24 protein-coding genes are annotated in these 25,735 nt (G+C 64.0%); 16 read left to right on the top strand and 8 right to left on the bottom strand.

Going from position 1 to position 25,735, the window contains the following annotated elements; all coding sequences use genetic code 11:
• Positions 1–9 precede the first annotated feature (9 nt).
• The 10 genes from GGD66_RS35705 (at position 10) to GGD66_RS35660 (ending at position 9,570) form a co-directional block, all read left to right on the top strand.
• Complete coding sequence (locus GGD66_RS35705; protein WP_183261391.1) at positions 10–1,665, top strand: nitrite/sulfite reductase; 1,656 nt, start codon at positions 10–12, stop codon at positions 1,663–1,665.
• Positions 1,652–2,167, top strand: a complete 516-nt coding sequence (locus tag GGD66_RS35700; RefSeq protein WP_179738099.1) for a DUF934 domain-containing protein — start codon at positions 1,652–1,654, stop codon at positions 2,165–2,167. The genes GGD66_RS35705 and GGD66_RS35700 overlap by 14 nt, the downstream gene beginning before the upstream one ends.
• On the top strand, positions 2,164–2,895 hold the full coding sequence (locus tag GGD66_RS35695; protein WP_183261389.1) for a phosphoadenylyl-sulfate reductase: 732 nt from the start codon (positions 2,164–2,166) through the stop codon (positions 2,893–2,895). Before GGD66_RS35700 ends, GGD66_RS35695 begins: the two co-directional genes overlap by 4 nt.
• 120 nt (positions 2,896–3,015) lie before the next feature.
• Positions 3,016–4,017 (top strand): sulfate ABC transporter substrate-binding protein, encoded by a 1,002-nt coding sequence (locus tag GGD66_RS35690; RefSeq protein WP_183261386.1) that lies wholly within the window; start codon positions 3,016–3,018, stop codon positions 4,015–4,017.
• 88 nt (positions 4,018–4,105) lie between these two features.
• A complete protein-coding gene (gene cysT / locus GGD66_RS35685) occupies positions 4,106–4,891 on the top strand; it encodes a sulfate ABC transporter permease subunit CysT (RefSeq protein WP_038950061.1) in 786 nt (261 codons plus the stop codon).
• A 10-nt stretch (positions 4,892–4,901) separates the two neighbouring features.
• Entirely contained in the window at positions 4,902–5,825 is a 924-nt protein-coding gene (cysW, locus tag GGD66_RS35680) for a sulfate ABC transporter permease subunit CysW (RefSeq protein WP_018318741.1), read from the top strand.
• Positions 5,815–6,849 (top strand): sulfate/molybdate ABC transporter ATP-binding protein, encoded by a 1,035-nt coding sequence (locus GGD66_RS35675; RefSeq protein WP_179738107.1) that lies wholly within the window; start codon positions 5,815–5,817, stop codon positions 6,847–6,849. Before cysW ends, GGD66_RS35675 begins: the two co-directional genes overlap by 11 nt.
• A gap of 172 nt (positions 6,850–7,021) precedes the next feature.
• The gene (locus GGD66_RS35670) at positions 7,022–7,525 is read left to right on the top strand and encodes a CAP domain-containing protein (protein WP_183261385.1); all 504 of its coding nucleotides are present in this window, start codon (positions 7,022–7,024) and stop codon (positions 7,523–7,525) included.
• A 78-nt stretch (positions 7,526–7,603) separates the two neighbouring features.
• The gene (locus tag GGD66_RS35665; protein ID WP_018318738.1) at positions 7,604–8,779 is read left to right on the top strand and encodes a patatin-like phospholipase family protein; all 1,176 of its coding nucleotides are present in this window, start codon (positions 7,604–7,606) and stop codon (positions 8,777–8,779) included.
• Between the two features lie 2 nt (positions 8,780–8,781).
• Positions 8,782–9,570 (top strand): 3-hydroxybutyrate dehydrogenase, encoded by a 789-nt coding sequence (locus tag GGD66_RS35660; RefSeq protein ID WP_018318737.1) that lies wholly within the window; start codon positions 8,782–8,784, stop codon positions 9,568–9,570.
• 138 nt (positions 9,571–9,708) lie between these two features.
• On the opposite strand, the gene GGD66_RS35655 is transcribed toward GGD66_RS35660, so the two are convergent.
• A complete protein-coding gene (locus GGD66_RS35655; RefSeq protein ID WP_183261382.1) occupies positions 9,709–10,533 on the bottom strand; it encodes a sulfite exporter TauE/SafE family protein in 825 nt (274 codons plus the stop codon).
• 199 nt (positions 10,534–10,732) lie between these two features.
• Complete coding sequence (locus GGD66_RS35650) at positions 10,733–12,100, bottom strand: flippase (RefSeq protein WP_409362395.1); 1,368 nt, start codon at positions 12,098–12,100, stop codon at positions 10,733–10,735.
• Between the two features lie 290 nt (positions 12,101–12,390).
• Between GGD66_RS35650 and GGD66_RS35645 the strand changes: the two genes are divergently transcribed.
• Complete coding sequence (locus GGD66_RS35645) at positions 12,391–13,761, top strand: hypothetical protein (protein WP_183261380.1); 1,371 nt, start codon at positions 12,391–12,393, stop codon at positions 13,759–13,761.
• Between the two features lie 112 nt (positions 13,762–13,873).
• On the opposite strand, the gene GGD66_RS35640 is transcribed toward GGD66_RS35645, so the two are convergent.
• Positions 13,874–14,713, bottom strand: coding sequence for a protein-disulfide reductase DsbD domain-containing protein (locus GGD66_RS35640; protein ID WP_183261377.1), 840 nt, complete (start codon positions 14,711–14,713; stop codon positions 13,874–13,876).
• Between the two features lie 142 nt (positions 14,714–14,855).
• Between GGD66_RS35640 and GGD66_RS35635 the strand changes: the two genes are divergently transcribed.
• A complete protein-coding gene (locus tag GGD66_RS35635) occupies positions 14,856–15,500 on the top strand; it encodes a YqgE/AlgH family protein (RefSeq protein ID WP_183261375.1) in 645 nt (214 codons plus the stop codon).
• A 218-nt stretch (positions 15,501–15,718) separates the two neighbouring features.
• On the opposite strand, the gene GGD66_RS35630 is transcribed toward GGD66_RS35635, so the two are convergent.
• Positions 15,719–16,606, bottom strand: coding sequence for a TauD/TfdA family dioxygenase (locus GGD66_RS35630; RefSeq protein WP_183231178.1), 888 nt, complete (start codon positions 16,604–16,606; stop codon positions 15,719–15,721).
• A gap of 97 nt (positions 16,607–16,703) precedes the next feature.
• On the bottom strand, positions 16,704–17,483 hold the full coding sequence (locus tag GGD66_RS35625) for an SDR family NAD(P)-dependent oxidoreductase (RefSeq protein ID WP_183231177.1): 780 nt from the start codon (positions 17,481–17,483) through the stop codon (positions 16,704–16,706).
• A 97-nt stretch (positions 17,484–17,580) separates the two neighbouring features.
• On the opposite strand from GGD66_RS35625, the gene GGD66_RS35620 reads away from it, so the two are divergent.
• The gene (locus GGD66_RS35620) at positions 17,581–18,318 is read left to right on the top strand and encodes an SDR family NAD(P)-dependent oxidoreductase (RefSeq protein WP_183231176.1); all 738 of its coding nucleotides are present in this window, start codon (positions 17,581–17,583) and stop codon (positions 18,316–18,318) included.
• Between the two features lie 131 nt (positions 18,319–18,449).
• Positions 18,450–18,821, top strand: coding sequence for a CsbD family protein (locus GGD66_RS35615; RefSeq protein WP_018318729.1), 372 nt, complete (start codon positions 18,450–18,452; stop codon positions 18,819–18,821).
• A gap of 189 nt (positions 18,822–19,010) precedes the next feature.
• Here GGD66_RS35615 and GGD66_RS35610 read toward each other — a convergent pair whose 3' ends face one another.
• Together GGD66_RS35610 and GGD66_RS35605 are read right to left on the bottom strand one after the other, a co-directional pair.
• Positions 19,011–20,726 carry an SGNH family hydrolase gene (locus GGD66_RS35610; protein WP_183231175.1) on the bottom strand — a complete coding sequence of 572 codons (1,716 nt, stop codon included), beginning with the start codon at positions 20,724–20,726 and terminating at the stop codon, positions 19,011–19,013.
• 171 nt (positions 20,727–20,897) lie between these two features.
• Complete coding sequence (locus GGD66_RS35605) at positions 20,898–22,283, bottom strand: lytic murein transglycosylase (RefSeq protein WP_183231174.1); 1,386 nt, start codon at positions 22,281–22,283, stop codon at positions 20,898–20,900.
• A 219-nt stretch (positions 22,284–22,502) separates the two neighbouring features.
• Between GGD66_RS35605 and galU the strand changes: the two genes are divergently transcribed.
• Positions 22,503–23,378: a UTP--glucose-1-phosphate uridylyltransferase GalU gene (galU, locus tag GGD66_RS35600; RefSeq protein ID WP_018318726.1), complete on the top strand. Its 876-nt coding sequence runs from the start codon at positions 22,503–22,505 to the stop codon at positions 23,376–23,378.
• Between the two features lie 194 nt (positions 23,379–23,572).
• Here the strand turns inward: galU and GGD66_RS35595 are convergent, their stop codons facing one another.
• The gene (locus GGD66_RS35595; protein ID WP_183261372.1) at positions 23,573–25,069 is read right to left on the bottom strand and encodes a diguanylate cyclase; all 1,497 of its coding nucleotides are present in this window, start codon (positions 25,067–25,069) and stop codon (positions 23,573–23,575) included.
• A 156-nt stretch (positions 25,070–25,225) separates the two neighbouring features.
• On the opposite strand from GGD66_RS35595, the gene GGD66_RS35590 reads away from it, so the two are divergent.
• Positions 25,226–25,489 (top strand): hypothetical protein, encoded by a 264-nt coding sequence (locus GGD66_RS35590; protein WP_026202061.1) that lies wholly within the window; start codon positions 25,226–25,228, stop codon positions 25,487–25,489.
• Positions 25,490–25,735: the final 246 nt, after the last annotated feature.

Raw genomic sequence — 25,735 nt, 5'->3', positions numbered from 1 at the left:
CGCTTTCTTATGTATGCTTACGACGAAATCGACCGCACGCTCGTCAATGAGCGCGTCTCGGAGTTCCGCGACCAGGTGAAGCGGCGCCTCTCCGGCGAGCTCACCGAGGACGAGTTCAAGATCCTGCGCCTGCAGAACGGCGTCTATCTGCAACTGCACGCCTACATGTTCCGGGTCGCGATCCCCTATGGCACGCTGGCGACGAACCAGCTGCGGGCGCTCGCCCATGTCGCGCGCAAATACGACCGCGGCTACGGCCATTTCACCACGCGGCAGAACATCCAGTTCAACTGGATCAAGCTCGCAGAGCTGCCGGACGCGCTGGAAGATCTCGCCAAGGTCGGCATCCATGCCATGCAGACCTCCGGCAACAACATGCGCAATGTCACCTCGGACCAGTGGGCCGGCGTCGCGCCGGGTGAGATCGAGGATCCCCGCATCTGGTCGGAGCTGATCCGCCAGCACACCACGCTGCATCCGGAATTCTCGTTCCTGCCGCGCAAGTTCAAGATCGCGATCACCGCGTCGGACCACGACCGCGCCGCGATCAAGATCCACGACATCGGCCTCCGCCTGATCAAGAACGAGAAGGGCGAGACCGGCTTCGAGGTGCTGGTCGGCGGCGGTCTTGGCCGCACGCCGTTCATCGCCAAGACCATCAAGCATTTCGTGCACGGCCGCGATATCCTGAGCTATATCGAGGCGATCCTGCGCGTCTACAATCAGTATGGCCGCCGCGACAACATCTACAAGGCGCGCATCAAGATCCTGGTCCACGAGCTCGGCATCGAGAAGTTCTCCCGCGAGGTCGAGGAGGAGTGGCAGCACATCCGCAACTCCTCGCTCCAGATCGACGACGAGGTGATCGAGGACATCCGTTCGCGCTTCACCTATCCGGCCTACGAAAAGCTGCCGCACATGCCGGACGAGCTGCGGCAGGCGGCGGCCGATCCCGACTTCGAAGCGTGGCGCAAGAACTCGGTCTCTCCGCACAAGAACCAGGGCTATGCCATCGTCACGATTTCGCTGAAGCCGATCGGCGCGCCTCCGGGCGATGCCACGGCGGAGCAGATGGATGCGCTGGCCGATCTCGCCGACAGATATTCCTTCGGCGAAATCCGCGTCGGCCACGAGCAGAACCTGGCGCTGCCGCACGTCGCCAAGCGTGACCTGCCGGCGCTGTGGAAGGCGCTCGACAAGCTTGGCCTCGCGACGCCGAACGTCAACCTGATCACCGACATCATCGCCTGCCCGGGTCTCGACTATTGCTCGCTGGCGAATGCGCGCTCGATCCCGATCGCGCAGGAGCTGACGCGGCGCTTCGCCAACCACGAGCTCGCCAACCTGATCGGCCGGCTCCACATCAACATCTCCGGCTGCATCAACGCCTGCGGCCATCACCATGTCGGCCATATCGGCATTCTCGGCGTCGAGAAGAACGGCGAGGAGGTCTACCAGATCACCATTGGCGGCCGTGCCGACGAAAACGCTGCGCTCGGGAACCTGATTGGACCGGGCGTCAAGTTCGACGAGGTCGCCGACGTCGTCGAGGACATCGTGGAAGCCTATCTGGCGCTGCGCGAGCGGCCCGAAGAGCTGTTCATGGACACCGTGAAACGCCTCGGCGTCGAACCCTTCAAGGAGCGCGTTTATGCCACTCGTTAACGGCGGAAAGATCACGGGCGACAGTTTCGTCAAGCTGGCCGTCGACACGCCGCTGCCCGAGGGCGGCGACATCCTGGTGCCGGCCGAGCGCTTCATCGGCGAGGCCGACGCGCTGCTCAAACGCGCCGGCAAGGTCGGCGTGATCTGGCCGAACAACCGCGACATCGCCGAACTGGTCCCCTATCTCGGCAAGATCGCCGTCGTCGCGCTGGTGTTCCCGACCTTCCGCGACGGCCGCGCCTACAGCCAGGCCCGCCTGCTGCGCGAGCGCTACAATTACCGCGGCGAATTGCGCGCCACCGGCCAGGTGCTGCGCGACCAGTTCGTGTTCATGCTGCGCGCCGGCTTCGATTCCTTCGACGTCAAGAAGCAGGCCGACGCGGAAGCCTTCATGCAGACCGCCAAGCGCTATTCGGTGTTCTACCAGCCGACCGGCGACGGCCGCATCACGGCCTTGCATCGGCGCATGCAGCTGCGCCATTCCGAGGGCGTCGGCACGTGAACGCGATCGCGCCTCAGGTTTCGCCGACGTCCGCCTCTGCGCTGCCGTCTGCGGACGAACTCGATCGCGCGCTGCGCGATGCCTCGCCCGCGGAGATCGTCGCCGCGGCGCTGAAGACGGTCGGGCGCGAAAAGCTTACGCTGGTGTCGTCGTTCGGCACGGAATCGGCGACGCTGCTGAAGGTCATGGCGGATGTCGACCCCGCGATTCCCGTGGTCTTCCTCGATACCGGCTGGCTGTTCGAGGAGACGCTGGCCTATCGCGACACGTTGATCGCGACGCTTGGCCTGAAGGACGTCCGCTCGATCAAGCCGGCCGAAGAAACATTGTCGCGTGACGATCCCGATCGCGATCTCTGGTTCTCCGATCCCGATGCTTGCTGCCGCATTCGTAAAGTCGAGCCGCTGGCGCGGGCATTGAAGCCGTTCTCGGCCTGGCTCAACGGTCGCAAGCGCTTCCAGGGCAACGCGCGCGCCGACATTCCGGTGGTTGAAGACGATGGCGTGCGGTTGAAGTTCAACCCCTTCGCCAACGTCTCGCGCGAGGAACTGGAGGCCATCTTCGTCCGCGCCAAATTGCCGCGTCATCCACTCGCCGCCTCCGGTTTCCTGTCGGTTGGGTGTATGCCTTGCACGAGCAGAACGGCCGAGGGTGAGGATGAACGTGCCGGTCGCTGGCGCGGCCGGGCCAAGACAGAATGCGGCATCCACACGATGAAGACTTCGTAGCACAGCCACGCTGCCACGCTGCGAACAAGAAAATCCGGTTTCGTTGACTTAAGCGTGTTTCGCCGCGAGTTTCGCCTGCCTTCGCTGACACCGATGTCGTCGAAGTGAATGGAGATGGACATGATGCGCCGTATCGTTCCGCTCGCTGCAGGACTTCTCGCGACGGTTTTTGTGGCAAGCGCGGCTCTCGCTGCCGACATCAATCTGCTCAACGTGTCGTATGATCCGACGCGCGAGCTTTATGCCGAATTCAACAAGGCGTTCGCGAACGCCTATCAGAAGGAAACCGGCAAGAGCGTCGAGGTCAAGCAGTCGCATGGCGGCAGCGGTTCGCAGGCGCGCGCGGTGATCGACGGATTGCAGGCCGATGTGGTGACGCTCGCGCTCGCCTACGACATCGACGCGATCGCCGGCAAGGGCCTCACGGCGACGGACTGGCAGAAGCGGTTGCCGCAGAATGCGTCACCCTACACCTCCGCCATCGTGTTCCTGGTGCGCAAGGGCAATCCCAAGGCGATCAAGGACTGGGATGATCTGATCAAGCCGGGCGTTGCCGTGATCACGCCGAACCCGAAGACGTCGGGCGGCGCGCGCTGGAATTATCTGGCGGCCTGGGGCTTTGCGCAGAAGAAATACGGCTCCGCCGACAAGGCCAAGGACTTCATCGGAAAGCTCTACCAGCAGGTGCCGGTGCTCGATACCGGCGCGCGCGGCGCCACCGTGACCTTCGTCGAGCGCGGCGTCGGCGACGTGCTGCTGGCCTGGGAGAACGAGGCGTTTCTCGCCCTGAAGGAATTCGGCCGGGAGAAATTCGAGATCGTGGCGCCGCCGCAATCCATCCTCGCCGAGCCGCCGGTCGCGATCGTCGACAAGGTTGCCGATAAAAAAGGCACCCGCAACGCCGCCGATGCCTACCTCCAGTACTGGTACACCAAGGAGGGGCAGGAGATCGCCGCGCGCAACTTCTACCGCCCGCGCGATGCCGACATTGCCAAAAAATACGAAAATGCCTTCGCAAAGGTCGAACTATTCACGATCGACGACGTTTTCGGTGGTTGGACCAAGGCGCAGAAGGAACATTTTGCCGACGGCGGCATCTTTGACCAGATCTATAAGAACTGATCTGGCGCTGTCTTAATGGGCTTTAGCAGGGGGCCTGGTGAGCGCACTCGCAGCACGACGCCGGACATTGCCGGGCTTCGGTCTCACAATGGGACTGACGCTTTCCTGGCTGTCGATTATCATCCTGATTCCGCTCGCTGGGCTGTTCCTGAAATCGCTCGAGCTCAGCCCCGAGCAATTCTGGAACATCCTCTCCAGCCGCCGCACCCTGAATGCCCTCAGGGTTTCCTTCGGCCTTGCGTTCGCGGCGGCCTGCGTCAACCTCGTCATGGGCAGCATCATCGTCTGGGCGCTGGTGCGCTACCGCTTCCCCGGCCGGCGGCTGTTCGACGCCATCGTCGACGTGCCCTTCGCGCTGCCGACGGCGGTCGCTGGCGTCGCGCTGACTGCGCTGTTCGCCGAGAAGGGCTGGCTCGGGGCACCGCTCGCGGCGCTCGGCATCAAGGTGGCCTTCACGCCGGTCGGCATCTTCGTCGCCATGATCTTCATCGGCATTCCCTTCGTGGTGCGCACGGTGCAGCCGGTGCTGCAGGATCTCGACCCCGAGATCGAGGAAGCCGCGGGAAGCCTGGGCGCCAGCCGCTGGCAGACCATCATCCGCGTGATCCTGCCCTCGCTTGCGCCGGCGCTGCTCACCGGGCTCGCGCTCGCCTTTGCCCGCGCGGTCGGTGAATACGGCTCGGTGATCTTCATTGCCGGCAATCTGCCGAATGTCTCCGAGATCGCGCCGCTCTTGATCGTGATCCGGCTGTCCGAGTTCCGCTACGCCGACGCGACCGCCATCGCGGTGGTCATGCTCGTCGTCTCCTTCGTCATCATTTTCGCCGTCAACCGGCTCCAGCGCTGGGCGCGGAGCCGGATTCCGGCGCGCTGAGGAGGATGCGATGACGATGCAGATCGCAGACTCCGTGTCGCTCTCGGCTCCCGACGCCAAGGCACGTGCGAGGGCCCGGGCACATGCGGCGGCGGCGCAAGACAATCTCCGCACCGAGCCGCGCGCGGTGCGCATCACCATCATCGCGTTGGCGATCATCTTTCTTTCCGTCTTCGTCGTGCTGCCGCTGGTGGTCGTGTTCGCGCAGGCGTTCTCGAAGGGAATCCTCGCCTATCTCTCCGCGCTCGCCGAGCCGGAGGCGCTGGCTGCGATCAAGCTGACGTTGATCGTCGCGGCGATCTCGGTCGGCCTCAACCTTGTCTTCGGTCTCGTCGCCGCCTGGGCGATTGCAAAATTCGATTTCCCGGGCAAGACCTTCCTGGTCACGCTGATCGACCTGCCGTTCTCGGTGAGCCCGGTGATCTCCGGCCTTGTCTTCGTGCTGCTGTTCGGCGCACAGGGCTATTTCGGCAGCTGGCTTAGGGACCACGACATCCAGATCCTGTTCGCCGTGCCCGGCATCGCGCTCGCCACCACCTTCGTGACCTTCCCGTTCGTCGCGCGCGCGCTGATCCCCCTGATGCAGGAGCAGGGCACGCAGGAGGAGGAGGCTGCGGTTTCGCTCGGCGCCTCCGGCTTGCAGACCTTCTTCCGCGTCACGTTGCCCAACATCAAATGGGGCGTGCTCTACGGCGTCCTGCTCTGCAATGCGCGCGCGATGGGTGAGTTCGGCGCGGTCTCCGTCGTCTCCGGCCATATCCGCGGCGAGACCAACACGATGCCGCTGCTGGTCGAGATCCTCTACAACGAATACCAGTTCGTCGCCGCCTTCGCGATTGCCTCGCTGCTGGCGATGCTGGCGCTGATCACGCTGATCGCAAAGACGGTTCTCGAACGTCACCTCGACGAAGGACACGACGCCAGTGACCATTGAAGTCAAAAATCTCGTCAAGAAGTTCGGCAGTTTTGCCGCCCTCGACGGCGTCGACCTCAAGGTCGACAATGGAGAATTGCTGGCGCTGCTCGGTCCATCAGGCTCCGGCAAGACCACCTTGCTCCGGATCATCGCAGGCCTCGACTGGCCTGATTCCGGCGAGGTCACCTTCAATGGCGAGGACGCGCTGGCGCAGGGCGCGCGCGAGCGGCATGTCGGTTTCGTATTCCAGCACTACGCGCTGTTCCGCCACATGACCGTGTTCGAGAACGTCGCCTTCGGCCTGCGCGTGCAGCCGCGTGCGGTCCGCAAGGACGAGGCCGCGATCCGTGCCCGGGTGAAAGAGCTGCTCGATCTCGTGCAGCTCGACTGGCTCGCCGATCGTTATCCGAGCCAGCTTTCCGGCGGCCAGCGCCAGCGCATTGCGCTCGCCCGCGCGCTCGCGATCGAGCCGCGAATCCTGCTGCTCGACGAGCCCTTCGGCGCGCTCGACGCCAAGGTGCGGAAAGAGCTGCGCCGATGGTTGCGCTCGCTGCATCATGAGATCAACGTCACCTCGATCTTCGTCACCCACGACCAGGAGGAAGCGCTCGAAGTCGCCAACCGCGTCGTCGTCATGGACAAGGGCAGGATCGAGCAGATCGGTTCGCCCGATGACGTCTATGAAAGCCCGGCAAGCGCGTTCGTCCACGGCTTCATCGGTGAATCCATCGAGCTGCCGGTCCAGGTCGAAGCTGGGGTGATCCGGCTCGGCGACCGGCCGCTTCGGCTCGCGGCGGACGGGCTTGCGCCTGGCGCGTCAAAACTGTTCGTGCGGCGACACGACATGCTGGTCGGGCCCCCCGGCAGCGGCGCCTTCGAGGGCGCGGTTCAGCACGTCCGCAATTTCGGTCCGGTGCAGCGCGCCGAGGTCGCATTGTCAGGCGGCGAAACCATCGAGATCGACGCCCCCCGCGACAAGGAACTGCGCGCCGGGGACACCATCGGCCTCGAGCCGCGCCGTTACCGGATATTTGCGGGGTAGAAATTCCCGTCATTCCGGGATGGTCCGAAGGACCAGACCTCAGGTGCGCAGTTGCGCACCATAGTTTAGTGCCGCGCACTGCCCCGGAATGACACCGAGCAGATTTTCATCAAAATTCACCTTTCAGCCACGGTTGGTATGCAACAACGGCCCCTCATTCGGGGGCTCCTACATGCGCGCTGCGGCCGCAATTCTCATCACTTTGCTGCTTGCCGGCTGTGCCGGCAACGAGGCACCGGTCCAGCAGCCGTCGATGTACGCCGACATGGCGGTCCCGGGCTCCAAGCTCGATGCGCAGGCGGCCGCGATCATGATCTCGCAATACCGCCAGAACAACGCCCTCGGCACCGTTGTCATCGATCCCGATCTGATGCGGCTCGCCGAATCCCAGTCCCAGGCCATGGCCGCCGCCAACAAGATGGATCACGACGTCCGCGCGCCGCTGGCCAAGCGCCTTGCCACCGGCGGCTATCCCGCCACCATTGCCGTCGAGAACGTCTCGGCCGGCTATCATACGCTGGCGGAAGCGTTTTCCGGCTGGCGCGACTCGCCACCCCACCGCGCCAACATGCTCAAGGGCGGTGTCACAAAACTGGGCATCGCGGCAAGCTATGCTCCCGGCACCAAATACAAGGTGTTCTGGACCATGATCCTGGCCTCGACCGAGCCCCGATAAGCCAGACTTGATCCCGGGATGCATTGACGCCGCGGCAGAGGGTCGCCACGGTGGCTCGCCTTTTGCTATTGTTCCTGCATGACAGATCGTAGCCCGGAATCCGCCAGCATCCCCGCGAATGCGCAGCGCGTCCTTGTCCTTCAGGGCGGCGGCGCGCTTGGCTCCTATCAGGCCGGCGCCTATCAGGCGCTGTGCGGCCACGGTTTCGAGCCGGAATGGGTCGCCGGCATCTCGATCGGTGCGGTCAACGCCGCCATCATCGCCGGCAACGAGGGCCCGACGCGCGTCAAGCGCCTCAAGGAATTCTGGGAGATGGTCTCCGCGCCGGTGCCGTGGAAACCGATCGGCAAGAGCGACCACAGCCGCGAGCTGTTCAATTCGACCAGTGCCGCGCTGATTGCGACCTTCGGCGTGCCCGGCTTCTTCACGCCGCGGATTCCACCGGCGCCGCTCTGGCCGCCCGGCAGCCCGCAGGCCGAGAGCTATTACGACACCGCGCCGCTGAAGAAGACGCTGGAGCGTCTGGTCGATTTCGACCGCATCAACGATTTGAAGACGCGCCTGTCGGTCGGCGCGGTCGGCGTCACCTCGGGCAACTTCAAATATTTCGACAATTACCAGTTCAGGAAGCTCGGCAAGACCATCGGCCCCGAGCACATCATGGCCTCCGGTGCGCTGCCGCCCGGCTTTCCCTCCGTGATGATCGAGGGCGAGCATTATTGGGACGGCGGCATCGCCTCCAACACGCCGCTCGACTACGTGCTCGATGCCGAGGTCGATCGCGACATGCTGATCTTCCAGGTCGACCTGTTTTCCGCGCGCGGCGATCTGCCGACCTCGCTGCTGGAGGCCGCCGAGCGCGAGAAGGACATCCGCTATTCCAGCCGCACGCGGATGAACACCGACAAGAACAAGCAGATCCACAACGCCCGCAGGGCGGTGCGCGACCTGATCGGAAAATTGCCGGATTATCTGAAGAACGACCCGTCCGTCGAATTCCTGGCGAAGGTGTCGCGCGAGAGCACGGTCACGGTGGTGCATCTGATCTACCGCAGCAAGAACTACGAATCCTCGTCCAAGGATTACGACTTCTCGCACGTCGCCATGGTCGAGCATTGGGAAGGCGGCGTGCGCGACGTGCATCTGTCGATGCGCCACAAGGACTGGCTCGAGCGGCCGCAGTCCGGCGAGACCATGGTGACCTACGATCTCACGGGGGACGTCACCGCACCCCCGCCAAAAAGGAGCGAATGATTATGGGTAGTCTGTCAGGCAAGAATGCCGTCGTGACCGGGTCCACCAGCGGCATCGGGCTCGCCTACGCACGTGCCTTCGCCGCCGCCGGCGCCAATGTCGTCATCAACGGCTTCGGCTCGCCGGAGGATATCGAGAAAGAGCGCGCCAAGATCGAACAGGACTTCAAGGTGAAGGCAATCTATTCGCCCGCCGACATGACCAAGCCGGCCGAGATCGCCGGCATGATCGCGCTCGGCGAGAAGACTTTTGGTTCGGTCGACATCCTCGTCAACAATGCCGGCATCCAGTTCGTCTCGCCGATCGAGGAGTTCCCGCTCGAGAAGTGGGACCAGATCATCGCCATCAACCTGTCCTCGGCATTTCATGCCATCCGCGCAGCGGTGCCAGGCATGAAGAAGAAGGGCTGGGGCCGCATCATCAACACGGCCTCCGCGCATTCCCTGGTCGCCTCGCCCTTCAAGTCGGCCTACGTCTCGGCCAAGCACGGCATCGCCGGTCTCACCAAGACCGTGGCGCTGGAGGTTGCGACCCACAAGATCACCTGCAACTGCATCAGCCCTGGCTACGTCTGGACCCCGCTGGTGGAGCGGCAGATCCCCGACACGATGAAGGCACGCAATCTCACGCGCGAGCAGGTCATCAACGACGTACTGCTCGATGCGCAGCCGACCAAGGAGTTCGTGACGTCCGAGCAGGTCGCGGCATTGGCGCTGTTCCTGTGCGGCGATGATGCCGCCCAGATCACCGGCACCAATCTCTCGATCGACGGCGGCTGGACGGCGGAGTAGGGGTCTTCGGAACGAGGAGCCGTAGGAGCCGTAGGGTGGGCAAAGCGAAAGCGTGCCCACCACCTCTGAATGGTGGGCACGGCGCAACTGCGCCTTTGCCCACCCTACGAGACTGAGAACCAGGCGGCCGCGTCCCGCTCAATGCGTCCAGGCCAGCGCCGTCACGAACGCCGACGACAGGTTCAATTCCGCAAACATGATCTTGCCGGCGACCACGAACAGCACGCTGGCAAGCGTCAGCCGCAGCACCGTCTCGGGCACCCGGGTCGCGCCGTAACTGCCGACGATGATGCCTGGCAGCGAGCCCATCAGCAGCACGCCCATCAGCGCCCAATCCACGTCGCCGAGTGCCCAGTGCCCGATGCCGGCGACCAGCGTCAGCGGCACCGCATGGGCGATGTCGGAGCCGACGATGGTTGCCATGGGCAGGCGAGGGTAGAGCAGCAGCAGCACGGTCACGCCGACCGCACCGGCGCCCACCGACGAAATCGACACCAGCACGCCGAGCACGATGCCGGTGACAACGGTGGCAATCGCGGTGGTGCGCTCGTCGACCTGCTCGAGCCGGCCGCGATAGCGCTCCATGATGGATTTGCGGAAGATCAGCGAGGTCGCGGTCAGCAGTAGGGCGAAGCACAGCACCAGATTGACCAGGCTGCGCTCGGAATCGCTTCTGAGGTCGAGCTTCCACAGCACCAGCAGCGTCACTGCGCTCGCCGGAATGCTGCCGCAGGCGAGCCGCAGCACCGCGGGCCAGTGCACGCTGCGCGACCAGCCATGCACCACGCTGCCGCCGGCCTTGGTGGCGGCGGCATAGAGCAGATCGGTGCCGACCGCGGTGGAGGGATGAACACCGAACAGCAGGATCAGCAGCGGCGTCATCAAGGAACCGCCGCCCACGCCGGTCATCCCGACGAGCAGGCCGACGCCGAAACCGGAGGCGACGTAGAGTGGATCGATCATGTCTGGAGAATCTTAGGTTGATCTCGTCGGTTGGGCAATACGACGTAGAATAAACTTTCCCTGGGGCGCAACCGCTTGGGCAGAATAAGAAAAATTGTACTGCGTGTCTGAAATGGAGAGGTATTTCCGGTTGTTCCCAGGCGCGCCGCGAAACACTCGTTCCCCGAGGGGAGCGAGCAATGGCGGCGCTCTGTAGTACCTATTTACCAAACGCCAGCACGTGCAGCCCCAGCCGCTGCCGCACGATCCAGAACAGCAGCACCGTCTCGAAGGTAAGCGAGATCGAGGTCGCGGCCGCGGCGCCGTGGCCGCCGTAGCGCGGCACCAGTGCGACGCAGAGCATGAGGTTCATCACGAAGGCCGATGCATAAGCGAGCGCACAGATCTTCTGCTGGCCGAGCATGTTGAGCAGCCGCTCGACCGGTCCGATCGCAGAGCGCACCACGAGCCCGATCGCCGCGACGAACATGATGTCGTAGCCGACCACGAATTGCGGCCCGAACAGCCAGAGTAGCGGCTTGCCGAGCGCGAGCAGCACGATGGTCGCCGCCAGCGATGGCCAGAACGTCCAGTTGATCGCATGTGTCACATAGGCCGATAGGCGTGCCTTGTCGCCGCTTGCGTTGTATTCGGCGAAGCGGTGCGCCGTCGTCGCCGACATCGCGTAGTGGATGAACGAGACCAGCGCCAGCGTCTTCACCACCGCGAAGTAGACGCCGACCTCGTCGGAGGGGCGAAATTGCTGCAGCACCAGCACGTCGGTATAGGACAAGAGCAGGTAGAAGCTTTCGACCAGCAGGATCGGCAGCGAGACGGCGAGCCAGCCGCCGATGTCATAGGTCTTGGGGCCGGGCGCGATATGGCCGGCGAGCTTGCGGTTCAGCACCACCATCTGCCCGGTCATCGCGATCCACACTGCACCCAGGCTCGCAACCATCGCGGCGACGGCGCCGAGATGATAGCCGAGCAGGAAGGCGATAGCCGTGATTCCGATGATCAGCCCCTGGCGGATGATGAATTGCGGCATCAGGCCGAGCTGCATCCAGTCATGCGAGCGCGCGATGCCGTCCTGGGTGTTGGCGACGACGAAGGCGGGCAGCGTCATGCAGCCGATATAGAGTGGCAGCTCCTCGGCCGGGTCGATCCAGGGCGACAGCAGCCTGACGACGCCGGCGAGGGCGAGCGAGACCAGCGTGGACACCGCAAAGGTCAGCCAGCGGCTGCCGGAGAGAAAGCCGCGCAGCAACGCCTGCTCGCCGCTGGCGCGATACTCTGGAATGATCTTCTGCGCCGAGGCCGAGATGCCGAAATCCATCATGCTGCCGAGCAGCAGCACCCAGGTCCAGACATAGACGTAGATGCCGTAGTCGGACGTTCCCATCCAGCGTGCGAGCAGCACCTGTGAGACATAGGCAAGGCCTGCGCTGATGACGCGGATGATGAAGATGGTGCCGGCCAGCCGCCGCGTCAGCGATGCCTCGCTCGAGCCGCCCGTCAGCCTGGCCCGCAGCCGCGCGATCAGCCCGGCCGGTCCGGTCGTTGCGGGTGGTGCATCCATCACGGCCACGAAAAGTCCCCGGTCTTCCGCATGCCGCAGGCCTGCTGCGGTAGCCATGGGGCTTAGCAACCATTCGTTAAGATTCGGTTGGGTGGCGTTCCATACTCGGTGTCGTCCCGGACGCGCGAAGCGAAGATCGGGGACCCATTGTGACAGTTTATAGTATGTTGGCTTCGTTCTCGCTTTCAACACTCGAAAATTGCACTGTTATGTTAAGGCAATCGGTGCATGAGCGACCTATAAGGCCTGATTGGAATAGTGCTGGGCTTGTCCTTCGTCTGTCGAGCCGGAAATCTGGAATGCCGTGGCCGTCTTCGCCAACCTCGAACCGCTATCTCGTCCTTCTGGCCGATACGCTGGCCTCCGCGGTCGTCACGCTCGTCCTCTCAGTATTCGCTTGGGGTTTCGTCGGATCGACGGGGCAGGGCGGTCTCTTCCTGGTGATGTTTGTTCCAGGGCTGCTAGCGCTATTCGCTGGACTTCTTCTTGTCCCATTCGTGGTCGGCCCGATCTACGGGATGGCGAAGGGCCGGTTGGGATTCTTGTTTGGTCCGGTCCTTTTGGCCGCGGTTGTTTATCCGCTTTCGTCGCTGGCGCTGCGGCACAAGGAAGAGACCATAGCGGCGCTGGCCGTCACGACTGCCGAGCCCGTTCGCACTGATCACAACCTTCTTGCCATCGATGACGAAGACTTCTGCAAAGAGGGCTGCGTGAGAGTGCTTGCCAATTCGGCTTACACAATCGCCTTAAGAGGCGATTATTGGCAGCGCAGCAACGACCCCCGCTGGACTCTTTACCGGCAGGCCACGGGAGCAGCCTGCCTTGCAAAGGAGAATGTCGAGCTGGCTTTCGATTTTCTCCGTCTTGGTTATCCGGGAAAATGTGCCGTTCGCGAACCGATCGACCATTTCGACGATGGTCTGTGGCTGCGCAAAAGAAGCCCAAATCCGCGGTTTCGGCTACCTCCCGATTTGCCCCCTGGCCTCCCAAAGGACTTCAACGGCACCGTTTACGAGTATTTTGAGCGAATTGGCGGCGAGGATCGTCTGCTGGCGCGTCACATCAAGGGTGGATTATTGCCCGAAGCATCCGACCCTCTGATCTTGATCGAGAAGCGGCCCAAAGCCATCGATGTGGGTCCAAAGATGGACACGAACATATTCTTGGCGAAAGCCATCAAGGGCGACGCTGAGCAGTTTTGGAAGCCGGCTGACCCGTTCCCGTTCGACGAGACCTGGACTGGAATCGAAAGTTACTTTGGCCGAAAAGAGCGATACGGCGCTGGCACAATCGAGGATGCGGCAGCCCTTCAATGGATGGGAATTGCTCGACTCGCGAGGCAGCAGGCACCGCAGCTTCTGAAACAGCGCGTGCTTGGCCTATTTGCAAGCCGCGACCCGTTTCGAGTCAAGGTCGGGCTTTTACATTGGACATATGACATCCCATCAAGCGACCGAATATTCGTTGGCGCAGACAATGTCATCTTCGATCTCACCTTCGTGGCAGTAGAAGAGAGAAGCTGGGACCTGGAGATGTTGCTGCAAGGGCAATTTCCGGCGGGAGGGCAGCCTGTTTCGACCGAGATCCGCGAACGAGCAAAAGCGCATCTGAGCGATCCCGATCTCAAGCCTTGGCAGCGTCAGTTCCTGATGAGGATCGGCAGACCCTAGCGAAGCCTCTAGAATTCCGTCGGTGGCCAAATTTGCTGAGGCTCCAACTGGCGATTCCGAATCTCGTAGGTCCCTAGTGTGAACTTGGATCGGCGTTCCGCTTGACCGGGCCTCACTCCAAATTCGTATTGAACTCGTACGACTTCTCGGGCCCGACCAGCGTGAACTTCAGCGCTGCGCCATCGGGCTTGGCGCCCGGCGGCAAGCCGTCGAGCTCGAACGAAAAACGCTTCACGCCAGCCGGGCTGTCTTTGACCGGAGCTGGAATTGGCAGCGCCCAGTCGGGCGTCGGACCTTCCACGAACAGATTGACGTTGCGCGGGTCCGGCGTCACCACGTCGACCACCACATTCTTGGGTCCGTCGCGCTTGACGTCGCGGATGGTGAGGGGATTGGGATCGCCGATATTGGCGGGCTTGGGCACGGTATCGAGTGCCGCACGCAGATTGGCATCCTCGGTCGAGGCCACGCTGTTGAAGCCGAGCTCGGCACTGGCCTCGACCGGAATGCAGAGTTTTTCGCACACCGCGTAATTGATCTCTGCGCGCAGGGTCACGGGCTTGTCGGCCGCCTTGGCGACGATGCGCAGGGGGAGCACGATCTGGTTGTGATAGCCGATCGAATGGCCGCCGGCGCCGTCGTCGAATTTCAGCGGCGCAGGCCACATCACCGTCACCGCCTCGACATTGTCGGATTTGGAAAAGTCGAACCGCGGCGGGACGCCGGAATCTCCGGGGGAGCGCCAATAGGTCTTCCACCCCTGCTGGAGCTGGATGGCGATACCGCCGAGCAGGACGGCGCCGCTGCGCGATCCCGCCAATAGCCGCACCGCGGAATGTCCGTCGCGCTGCCACGGCGAAGCGTCATCGGCACGGGCTACGATGGCCAGCGACGACGCAAAAAGGGTTGCCGCGACGCCAATCGCCGCACGCAGGGGAACTCTTGTGAGCATAGCACGTCTTTACAGGGTCGCCCTGAGGCAAACCATTGAATTGCTTGTGATGGATGCACTGGAATTGCGTCTCTGCAAGCCTTGATTTGACAGCGGCCCGGCCCGACATCAGGATAGGAATTGAAACCGGAGTGCTTAACCGATGGCTCCCACAGGCAAGAGGACGGGCGAAAGCACCCGCAGCGCGGGACCCGTGCTCCCTAATTCGGCCGGTTATCTCGACGGCCGGCTCTTGATCGCGATGCCCGTGATGGGCGATTCCCGGTTCGAACGCTCGGTGATCTATCTCTGCGCCCATTCGGCGGAGGGAGCGATGGGCATCATCGTGAACCACCCGGCCGGCAGCATCGACTTCCCCGAGCTCCTGGAGCAACTCGGCATCATCAAGAAGGGCGAGCACATCAAGCTGCCCGAGAATGCCGAAAGCATGAAGGTGCTGCGCGGCGGTCCGGTCGACACCGGGCGAGGCTTCGTGCTGCATTCCAGCGACTTCTACATCGAGAACGCGACGCTGCGGATCGACGACGGCGTCTGCCTCACCGCGACCGTCGACATCCTGCGCGCGATCGCCAACGGTTCCGGCCCCAAGCACGCCATTCTCGCGCTCGGCTATGCCGGCTGGGCACCCGGCCAGCTCGAGACCGAGATCCAGAGCAACGGCTGGCTGCATTGCGATGCGGATGCGGATCTGATCTTCGGTGACGACGTCGACGACAAATATGGACGCGCTTTGCGCAAGATCGGCATCGATCCCGGCATGCTCTCGAACGAAGCGGGACACGCGTAGGTGCTTTAGTCGCTACCGCGACATACTCCGCGGTGGTGCCTCATCCTCCGCTGTCGTCCCGGACAAGCGCGCCTCAAGCGCGCGTAGATCCGGGACCCATACTCCCAGGGTGATGTTTAAGGCAGGCCGGTCACTCCGAGTCTTCGCCAAACCACGTTTTGTGGCTGGGTCCCGAATCTTCGCTTCGCTCGTCCGGGACGACAGCGGAGATTGCCGCGCTACTCCGCCGCCTGCTGCTGCATCGTGGGCTCCGTCCCCGCCACCGTCGCGCGGCGCATGTCGCGAGGCTGCGACTGGTCGTAGCGGCGGACGCGGTGCATGGTCTGGCGGTTGTCCCACATCACGAGGTCATGCAGCTTCCATTTGTGGACGTAGACGAATTCGGGCTGCGTGGCGTGCTCGTTGAGATCGCGCAGCAGGAGGCGTCCCTCCGGCACGCTCATGCCGACGATCTTGCCGGCATGGGATGACAGATACAGCGACTTGCGGCGATGCACGGGATGCGTCCGCACCAGCCTTTGCAGCACCGGCTTGAACATCTCCTTCTCATCCTCGGTGTATTCGGTGAAGCCGAGCGATCCCCGCGAATACATCAGCGAGTGCTCGCAGACGAGATCGTCGATCTCCGCCTTGGTGTCGTCGTCGAGCGCATCATAGGCGGCGCGCATGTCGGCGAATTCGGTGTTGCCGCCCTTGGGGTTCACCACGCGCGCCGACAACAGCGAGAATTTTGCAGGGATAGGCCGGAACGAGCTGTCGGAGTGCCACAGGCAATTGCCGAGGTTGAACAGATTGGCGCGGCTGTCCTTCGGCAGCGGCTTGCCGTCCTTGCCGAGATTCGAAACATCGTTCAAGCCCGAGTTGAGGCGGTGTTCGCTGGCCTTGGTAATGTTGCCGCCACGCGCATCCTCACGCTGACCAAAGTTCAGCGCAAAAGCCATCTGCTGCTCGTCGGTGATGTCCTGGTCGTGGAAAACCAGCACGGCGTATTTGTCCATGGCGGCCTCGACCTCGCGCGCCTCGACCTCGGTGAGGGGCTTTCGCAAATCGAGGCCGGAAACCTCGCCGGCAAAGTGCTTCTGAAGCTGCCGGATGGCGATCGTCATGGCGTTTTCTCCCGCATGTGCGAGCGGTTGGTCCCGCTCTGTCGGCGAAAAAGCTACTCCCGCACTCGCCGTTGTCAACGCTCGGCGCGCATGGCTCTCACGCATTCCGTGCCATCAACCCGCCGTCGACCGGGATCACCGCGCCGGTGAGGAAGGATGCCGCCGGCAGGCACAGGCTCAGCGTCATATGCGCGACCTCTTCAGGGTCGCCGTAGCGGCCAAGCGCGGTGCGACGCCTGGCGTAGATCGTCTTGTGCTCCTCCGAGATCCGGTCGGTGATCCCAGTGCGGATCGGACCCGGGCAGATGCAATTGACGGTGATGCCCTCGCGGCCGAGCTCGACGGCGAGCGAGCGCGTGAGGCTCGCCACGCCGCCCTTCGCTGCCGAATAGGGGCTGTGCAATGCGGTGGCGCCGAGCGCCTCGGTCGAGGCGATGTTGACGATGCGCGGGCTCTTCGATTTGCGCAGGTAAGGCAGTGCGGCGCGGATGATGCGCGGATGCGCCGTCAGCATCACGGCGATGCCCTTTGCCCAGGCGTCCTCATAGGCCTCGTCGTCGATCGCGACGCGTACGGAGATGCCGGCATTGTTGACGACGATATCGAGCCCGCCGAAATGTGCCGCGACATCATTCACCACGCGCCTGATCTCGGTGCCATCGGCAACGTCGAGCTTCCAGGCTTTTGCCGAGCCGCCGCTCGCCGCGATCTCCGCCGCGACGGCGAGCGCGCCTTGCTCCTCATAGTCGGTGACGGCAACGTTCGCGCCCTCCGCGGCGAACAATTGCGCGGTGGCGCGTCCCATGCCGCTAGCCGCGCCGGTGACGAGAACGGTCAGGCCCTTCACGGACCGGCTGAGCCGTTTGAACTCGGACATGCTGTTTCCTCGCGCCCTGCTTGTTCTTGTTATGATTGACAAGGCTGGCATCGATCCGCAGACAGGTCAAACAAGCAAGACAAAAGGGGAGGCCGCGATGGCGAACGAGCTCGATTTCTCAGGCAGGCAGGTGCTGGTGGTCGGCGGTTCCAGCGGTATCGGCAACGGCATCGCGCAAGCGTTTCGCACGAGGGGCGCGCATGTCGCGGTCTGCGGCACGCGTGCGCAGCCAAAGGATTATTCGATCGAGGAAGGTTCTGATCTCACGGGCCTGTCTTACGCGCAGCTCGACGTCAGCAACCCCACTGCGATCGAAGCGTTCAAGCCGTCCTTCGATCGGCTCGACGTGCTCGTGCTGGCGCAAGGCGCGGTGCTCTATCGCCGCGGCGAGTTCGAGATGAGCGGTTTCCGCAAGGTGGTCGAGGTCAATTTGATGAGCCTGATGGCCTGCGCGACGCGATTTCATTCCATGTTGCGGGATGCGAAGGGGTCGCTGATCATGGTGTCCTCGACCGCGGCCTATCATTCCACTATGGGCAATCCCGCCTATAACGCCTCGAAGACCGGTGCGGTCGGATTGACGCGGACACTGGGCGAAGCCTGGGCGGAGGACGGCATCCGCGTCAACGGCATCGCGCCCGGACTCGTCGACACCAAGATGACCAAGGTGACGACCGACAATCCCAAGCGGCTCGAAGGTGCATTGTCACGCATTCCGCTGCGGCGGCTGGGCACGCCGGCCGACATGGCGGGCGCGGCTCTGTTCCTGGCTTCGCCGCTGTCGTCCTATATCGTCGGACAGACGCTGGTCGTCGATGGCGGGCTCATCCTTTAGCTGGCCCGTAGCCCGGATTGCGCTGCGCTCGATCCGGGCTACACACTTTCGTAGGAGCTACACTTTCGCAAACACTTGGAACTGGGCCGCGCCTGATCGGTTACTTCGGCTGACCACCGAGGAGGATCATCATGGACACGGATCGGATTGTTGGATCGGCCAAGGAATATGCCGGACGCGCGGAAGGCGCGATCGGAGACATGGCAGGCGATGCGAAGACGCAGGCGTCGGGCAAGGCGCGGGAAGCCGCGGGCACGGTGCAGAATCTCTACGGCCAGGCCAAGGATGCCGTGCGCGAGGCCGGCGAGACGGCGGCTGACTACGCCAAGGACGCCTACGACAACAGCGGCGAGACTCTTCGCGACGGTACGCAAGCATTGTCGAAGAAGGTGCAGGACAATCCGCTCGGCGCGCTGCTCGTCGCCGGCGGCATCGGTTTCGCGCTCGCGCTTCTGATGTCGCGTCCCGCACGCCGTCCGCCGCCGTCGCGCTGGCGCTATTAAGGCTAGTCGCCGAACGCCTATCACTCGTGCCCCGGACGCGATGCAGCCTAGGCGATGCGTAGCATCGTCCGGAAACGCTGCATCGCTAAGCCGGGGCCCATCTTTTGTGAATGCCGCACGAATTGGGTCCCGGCTCTGCGCCTCCTCACCAAGAGGCGCCGCGTCGCATCCGGGACACGAGACCTTACCTTACCGGAACATCTCGGCCGAGCGGCCAACGTTACCCGGCGGACGCGGGACCCCGGGATTGGGATTCGGATTGCGCGGCCCGGGCGCCGGCGCCAGTTGACGCGGCGGCGGTGGCTGCGGAGAGCCGAAGCCGAAGAAATCGCGGAATGAGGGCGTAGCCTGTGCCGGTTGCTGCGGTGGGACCGGCGGCTTCTTCGGTGCAAGTTTCGGCGGGGCGATCGCGGCGGCGGCTCCCGGCGCGGTGGGATTGGCGACGCCGCCGTCGGGCGTCGTTGCGGCCATCGGCGTATCGCCCTTGGCCTGCTCGCGGCCGACTTCGCGGCGCGGCCAGGCATAATCGTCGGCGCGGCCGGCCGGAGCCGCCAGCGGCTCGCCCTTCACCATTGTCTTCGCAGCCAGCGCATCGACGGCGGCGGGACGCGAGCCCGGGCCGCCCAGCAACTGATCGGTCGAGATCGAGGCTGCAACCAGCGGCACGATCGGCCCCGCCAGCGGCCGCGGTGCGGGCTTGCCGGGCTCGGCGCTGGTGTCGGGCGTCGCCGGCTCGCTCGGCAGCGCGATCGGGCCGGAGCGTCCTGCCAGCAGACGCGTGATTTCGCGCTCGACATAATGCGCGAGCTTGCGCGCGCCGGGCTTTGTGAAGAAGACGCCGTCAGAGCTGCGGAGCTGACGGATCTGGCCTTCGAAGTCAGGACCCTTCTGGAGGAAGCGGCCGGCCTCGTCGACAAACCCGTCCCAGACGTCGACATAGGTAATGCCGGCCTTGGCCGCGCCTTCGCGATAGAGCGAGTCCAGGAACAGCATGTCCGCCGTGCCCTTCTGCCCGCGGATGGCGGGAAGGCCGACCCACAGCACCGGCACGCCCTTGGCCTTGAGGACGCTGGCGAGCTCCTCGATCTTCTTGCCGTAGAGCTCGACCCAGCGGTCGTCACGGAATTCGTAGAGGCCGTTCGGATTGCGGGCCGTCTTTTCGGGCGCCGCCGCCGGCGCGTCGGCGTTGTCGGCGTCGTCCTGCGGCAGATCGGCATCGGCAGGCTTGTCGTCGGGCTTGGCGGCGGTGTCATTGCCTGGCTTGGCGTCCCCCGGCTTCGCTGGCTGTTTGGCGCGCGCGCCCTTGTCGTTCTTCTTGTCCTTGTCTGCGGCGGCCTTGTCCGTCTTGTCGGCGACGGGCTCGCGGATCGCGCTGCGGTCGTTGAGGCCCAGCATGACGACGATCACGTCGGGCTTCTCGGTCTCGAGGATGCCCCTTGCAGCAGTCGTCCAATCCGCGGGCTCGCCGCGCGGCTGGTACTTGATCAGGCCGGACGTGGTCTTGTGCTTGCGGATCACGCCCATGTCGGGCTGCTCGGTGTAGGCGTCTTCCAGGCCATAGGCGAGCCAGTCGGCCATGGCGTCGCCGATCACGAGCACGTTCTTCTCAGGGATGGTGTCGCGCTTGGCTGGCGCCGGCGCGCGCGAAAAATCCTGGCGCGGCGCCTGCGGCTGTTGCTGCTGGAACGGCGCGAAGAAGTCGCCGCCGAACCAGCCGCCGCCTCCACCGCCGCCCCGTTGTGGCGGCGGAGCCGAACGCTGCGGCGGGCCGCCGAAGCCCGGGAAGTTGAAGAACTGCGCAGAGGCAGGCCCTGCGACCGAGACCAGAATCGCAAGCGCCGTCCCCAGCGCGATCAACGGGCCGGTCTCGGTCAGCGCCTTGAACAGGGACTTCGGCTTCGACATGCGATCTCGGGCCAGCGCAATGGGGATCGGAGGTAGCTCAATATAATAACGGAATCGGGCGCCAAACGGGCAAATTCCGTTGCAGATTCTTGGGCTCATACACCGGGGAACGGCCGCCTGCGTCAAGGCTGCCTGCCAAAATCCCAGTTCAGGGTTACTTTCGGCGCGATTTTACCGTCCGCGCAGCCGTTCCAGTGCGTCGGAGGAGGCAAAACCGTCCGCGGGCACTCCGATCGAGGCCTGGAAGTTGCGCAGGGCTTCCCGGGTCTGGCCGCCGAACTGGCCGTCCGGGGTGCCCTTGTAGAAGCCGCGCTGGGCCAGCAGTTGCTGCAGCTCCAGCCGCTCGGTGCGCGACAGCTCGCGTTCCTGCCGCGGCCAGGGTTGCACGAAGGGTTGGCCCCCACGCAGGCGGTCGGCGAAATGACCGATCGCCAGCGCATAGGCCTCGGCCGGGTTGTACTTCATGATGACCCGGTAATTCTGCAGCATCAGGAAGCCGGGCCCCTGCGCGCCGGCCGGCGCCAGCAGATAGGCTTTCTCCGCCGGATGCGGGAACGGCTGGCCCGTCGCCCGCTTGAGCCCGAGCTTCTCCCATTGCGCGATCGTCATCGCCTTGGCGCGGTCGGCCAGCATGTAGTTGAAGCCCTTGGGCACCACGACCTCAAAGCCCCAGGTCTGGCCGGCCTGCCAGCCGTCTTTCTTGAGGTTGTTGGCGGTCGATGCAATCAGGTCGGTCGGATTGTCGACGACGTCGCGCCGTCCGTCGCCATCGCCATCGACCGCAAAGCGCTTGAACGCTGTCGGCATGAACTGGGTCGGGCCGAACGCGCCGGCCCAGGAGCCGCGCATCTGCTCCGGCCTGAGGTCGCCGCGGTTGAGGATCTCCAGCGCGGAGAGGAACTCGTCCTTGAAATAGGCCTGGCGCCGGCCGATGCAGGCGAGCGTCGCGGTCGATTGCAGCACGCTGCGATCGCCCATCTGCGTCGAGTAATTGGACTCGATGCCCCAGATCGAGGCGACGATGTAGCGGTCGACGCCAGTGGCCTTTTCGGTGGCGTCGAACTGCGCCTTGTATTTGGCGAGGATCTCGCGGCCCTTGGCGAGGCGGTTGTCGTTCACCAGGATATCGAGATAGTCCCAGATCGATTTTGTGAACTCCGGCTGCGAGTCCATCAGGTCCATGATGCGCAGATCGGGTGAGAGCCCGGCCGTGAAGCGCTGGAAGTTTTCCTGGGTGATGTTGCGCCGTGCGGCATCGGGCCACATCGCCGCAACGCAATTGCTGAAATTGCCGGCGGCCTCGCGGATCGCCGCGGCCGTCATCAGCGGATGGCCGGAAGCCCCGTCCTCGCCGCTCCAGGGCAAGGCGCCGCCGGGTCCCGGCGGGGCTTGCGAGGGCGCAGCATTGGGGCCGGAGAAGATGCCGCCGAACAGATTGGACAGGCCGTTCTGCGCCTGGGCGTGCGCGCTGACGGGCAGCAGCAGGACGGCCGCGATCATCGCCGCGCCGGTCACGGATCCCGCCCGTCTTGCCTGCCTAGCCACCAATCGCGTCATGTCCCACCCATCGGCCTTCCAAGAATCTGCCATCAGGAGGCCTGGTTACGGTTGCCAATAGCTTAACAAAGGTGAAATTTTGGTGACGGCCTTTTTCTTAACTCTGCGCGGATGAGGCCCCACATCCGCCTTTGTTGGCGGCTGCAAACAGGCTAGCAAGATGCCATTGCTCCGTTCCCAGCCTCGTTCCCATGTGCCCCCAGGTATTCGAACAATCACATGAAAATTCGCAAAGCCGTATTCCCCGTCGCCGGCCTCGGCACCCGTGTCCTGCCCGCCACCAAGGCGATGCCGAAAGAAATGCTGACCATCGTCGACAAGCCGCTGATCCAGTACGTCTATGACGAGGCGAGGGAGGCCGGCATCGAGCACTTCATCTTCGTCACCGGCCGCAACAAGAATGTCATCGAGGATCACTTCGACCGGATGTTCGAGCTCGACGCGACGCTCAGCCAGCGCGGCAAGAAGGCCGAGCAGGAGATTTTGGCGCAGAACCAGCCCGAAGCCGGCGCCGTCAGCTTCACCCGCCAACAGGCGCCGCTCGGCCTCGGTCACGCGGTCTGGTGCGCGCGCGACATCGTCGGCAACGAGCCGTTCGCCGTCGTGCTGCCCGACGAGCTCGTGCTCAACTCGCCCGGTTGCCTCAAGCAGATGATCGAGACGGCGTCCACGCTCGGCGAGAAATCCAACTTGGTCGCGGTCGAGGCGGTGCCCGACCATCTCACCCATCAATACGGCATCTGCGGCGTCGGCAAGCGCAGCGGCAAGATGTTCGAGGTCGACGGCATGGTCGAGAAGCCGGCCAAGGGCACCGCGCCCTCCAATCTCTCGATCACCGGTCGCTACATCCTGCAACCTGAGATCTTCAAGATCCTCGAGACGCAGGAGCGCGGCGCCGGCGGCGAGATCCAGCTCACCGACGCCATGATCGGGCTCGCCAAATCGCAGAAATTCTACGGCGTCGAATTCGAGGGCGAGCGCCATGATTGCGGCTCCAAGCCCGGCTTCCTCCGCGCCAACATCGCCTACGGCCTGAAGCGCCCGGAGCTGCGTGACGGGCTGATCGCGGAGATGAAGAAGTATCTGGGGCAGTAGTCGCCACAAGCTCCGCCGTCGTCCCCGCGAACGGGGGGACCCATACCGCGTGATCTATCGGTCGTGTTCGGTAGCAGTACCGAACGACGAGTCTTCGCCAAACAACTTCCTGTGGTTATGGGTCCCTGCGTTCGCAGGGACGACACCAATGGTGTGGTGGATTGCCTCGCTCGCAATGACGACGAGCGAACCCCTCACGCCACCAGCGACAGCTTCGGCAAGCTCGCAACCACCGACTGATTGCGTCCGCCCGCCTTCGCCGCATACAGCGCCTTGTCGGCGGCGGCGACCAGGACCGGCCAGTCCATCCCGGCGGTGGGAACGAGGCTGGCGACGCCGCAGGACACCGTCAAGGTCACCTGCTCGTCGGACCAGCCCTGTACCTTGGTGCGGATCGCCTCGGCGACCTTGAAGGCGTCGATGGCTGAAGTATTCGGCAGCAGCACCGCGAATTCCTCGCCGCCATAGCGCGCGGGGCAGTCGCCGGCCCGGCTCACCGAATCGGAAATGCAGATGGCGATGCCGACCAGCACCTGGTCGCCCGCCTGATGGCCGAACGTGTCGTTGTAGGCCTTGAAGTGATCGGCATCGATCATCAAGAGAGCGACCGGCGCCTTCTGCCGCATCGCGCGCCGCCATTCGACATCGATGACGGTATCGAACTTGCGGCGGTTCTTCAGGCCGGTGAGCGCGTCCGTCGTCGCCATCTCCTCGAGCTTGCGCTCGGCCTCGGCGCGGCGGCCGATCTCGCGCGCGAGCACCAGCGTCGATCCCAGCACGAACAGCGCAAGCGCCAGCACCACGGCGCCGATGCGATACGCCTCCTTCTGCCAGAGCGCGAAGACCGCAGCCAGCGGCTTGCCTGCCACCACGAACAGCGGCCCGTTGTCGGCGCTGCGGACATAGAGCCGCGGCGTCGGATCGACCGGGCCCTTTCCCGAATAGGAGGCGCCGATCGGGAGATTGTCGGGCTTCCAGGCCCGCCGGTCGTTCAGGTTCGTACCGATGATGTCGAGATCGAACGGCCGACGCATCATGATGGTGCGGTCGCGCCTGAGCACGGTGATGGTGTCTTCGGGATCGAGGTTGAGGCGCTCGAACAATTCGTGGAAATAGCTGAAGCGGATCGAGCCGGCGACGACGCCGAGGAACCCGCCATCGGTATCGCTGATGCGACGGCTCAGCACGATCGCGTAGGCGCCGCGGAATAGCATCGGGCGGCTGATGAAGAGCCCGGCCTCGGGATTGTCGCGATGAACCCTGAAATACTCCTCCTCGCTCCGGTTCTCGGGGAGGGGATCGAGGGTGGACGCGTCGATGGCCAGCCTGCCCTCGGCGTCGAACACTTGGATGGCGCCGAAATGCCTCGCCGTCGTCGCATGATCGAACAGGATCAGGTGACGGATCGGCGTCGACACGGTCGCGAGCTCGGGCAGCAGCATGTTGCTGGCGACCGCCTTCAGCGACAGGTCGTAGATCTCGACGTTGCGGCTGACGTCGGACTGGATGGTGGTCGCGAGGTTCTCCAGCGTCTGGCGGGCGAGCGCCTCCTCGCCCCGGCGCATGTCGAGCATGACGTTGACGCAAATGGCGGAAAAGCCGATCACCGTCACCACGGACGAGATGATCAGCAGCTTCGCCGAAATCCGCCACGGCCGGCGGGCCATGACTTCGCGCCATCCAGACAGCATCGTTTGCTCCCGATCCCTTAGTGGATGCGCCCGAAATCTTGAGTAGTGTTTAAGGTGGAACAGCGCTGGCGTAGTGAGTTAAGAATCGGTTTACGCCGCTCACGGTTTTGGGCAGATCTCCTGCGAGCAGACCCGGTTTCAGACAAGAGGACGGATGTGAACGACTACGACGCGTTGCGCGACTATCTGCTGCGGCAGAAGCAGGCCGAATTCGTCCTGAGCTTCGAACAGATCGAAGAGATCATCGGCGCGGCCCTGCCGCGCGCCGCCAATCGTGCCTCATGGTGGGACAGCCTGCGCAGCCCCGACATCCAGATGCCGCAACGCGAAGCCTGTCTTGCTGCCGGGTTCAAGGCGGTGCGGATGCCGGACGGCCAGAGCGTGCGGTTCACGAAGATGAAGAAGGACGGGCGGCGGTAGCGGCGGAGCACCCAGTCAGGTGGGTGAAGGTCTCTCCATATCCAACAGTATCGTAGGGTGGGCAAAGCGAAGCGTGCCCACGACTTCTGTCGCAGTGCTGGATGGATGGTGGGCACGGCGCAAGTGCGTCTTTGCCCACCCTACGACACTTACTTCGCATTCGCGACGAGCGAGACGCACATTGATGTGCCCTCGCCCCTTGTGGGCCTGTTGCGTTATCGGCTTTTGAGGTTGAGGACAGCAGGA

This window comes from Bradyrhizobium sp. CIR48, assembly GCF_014198315.1.
In the GTDB taxonomy this organism is placed as follows: domain Bacteria; phylum Pseudomonadota; class Alphaproteobacteria; order Rhizobiales; family Xanthobacteraceae; genus Bradyrhizobium.
Note: the sequence above shows the minus strand (reverse complement) of the source record. Positions and strands in the feature narration are given on the sequence as shown.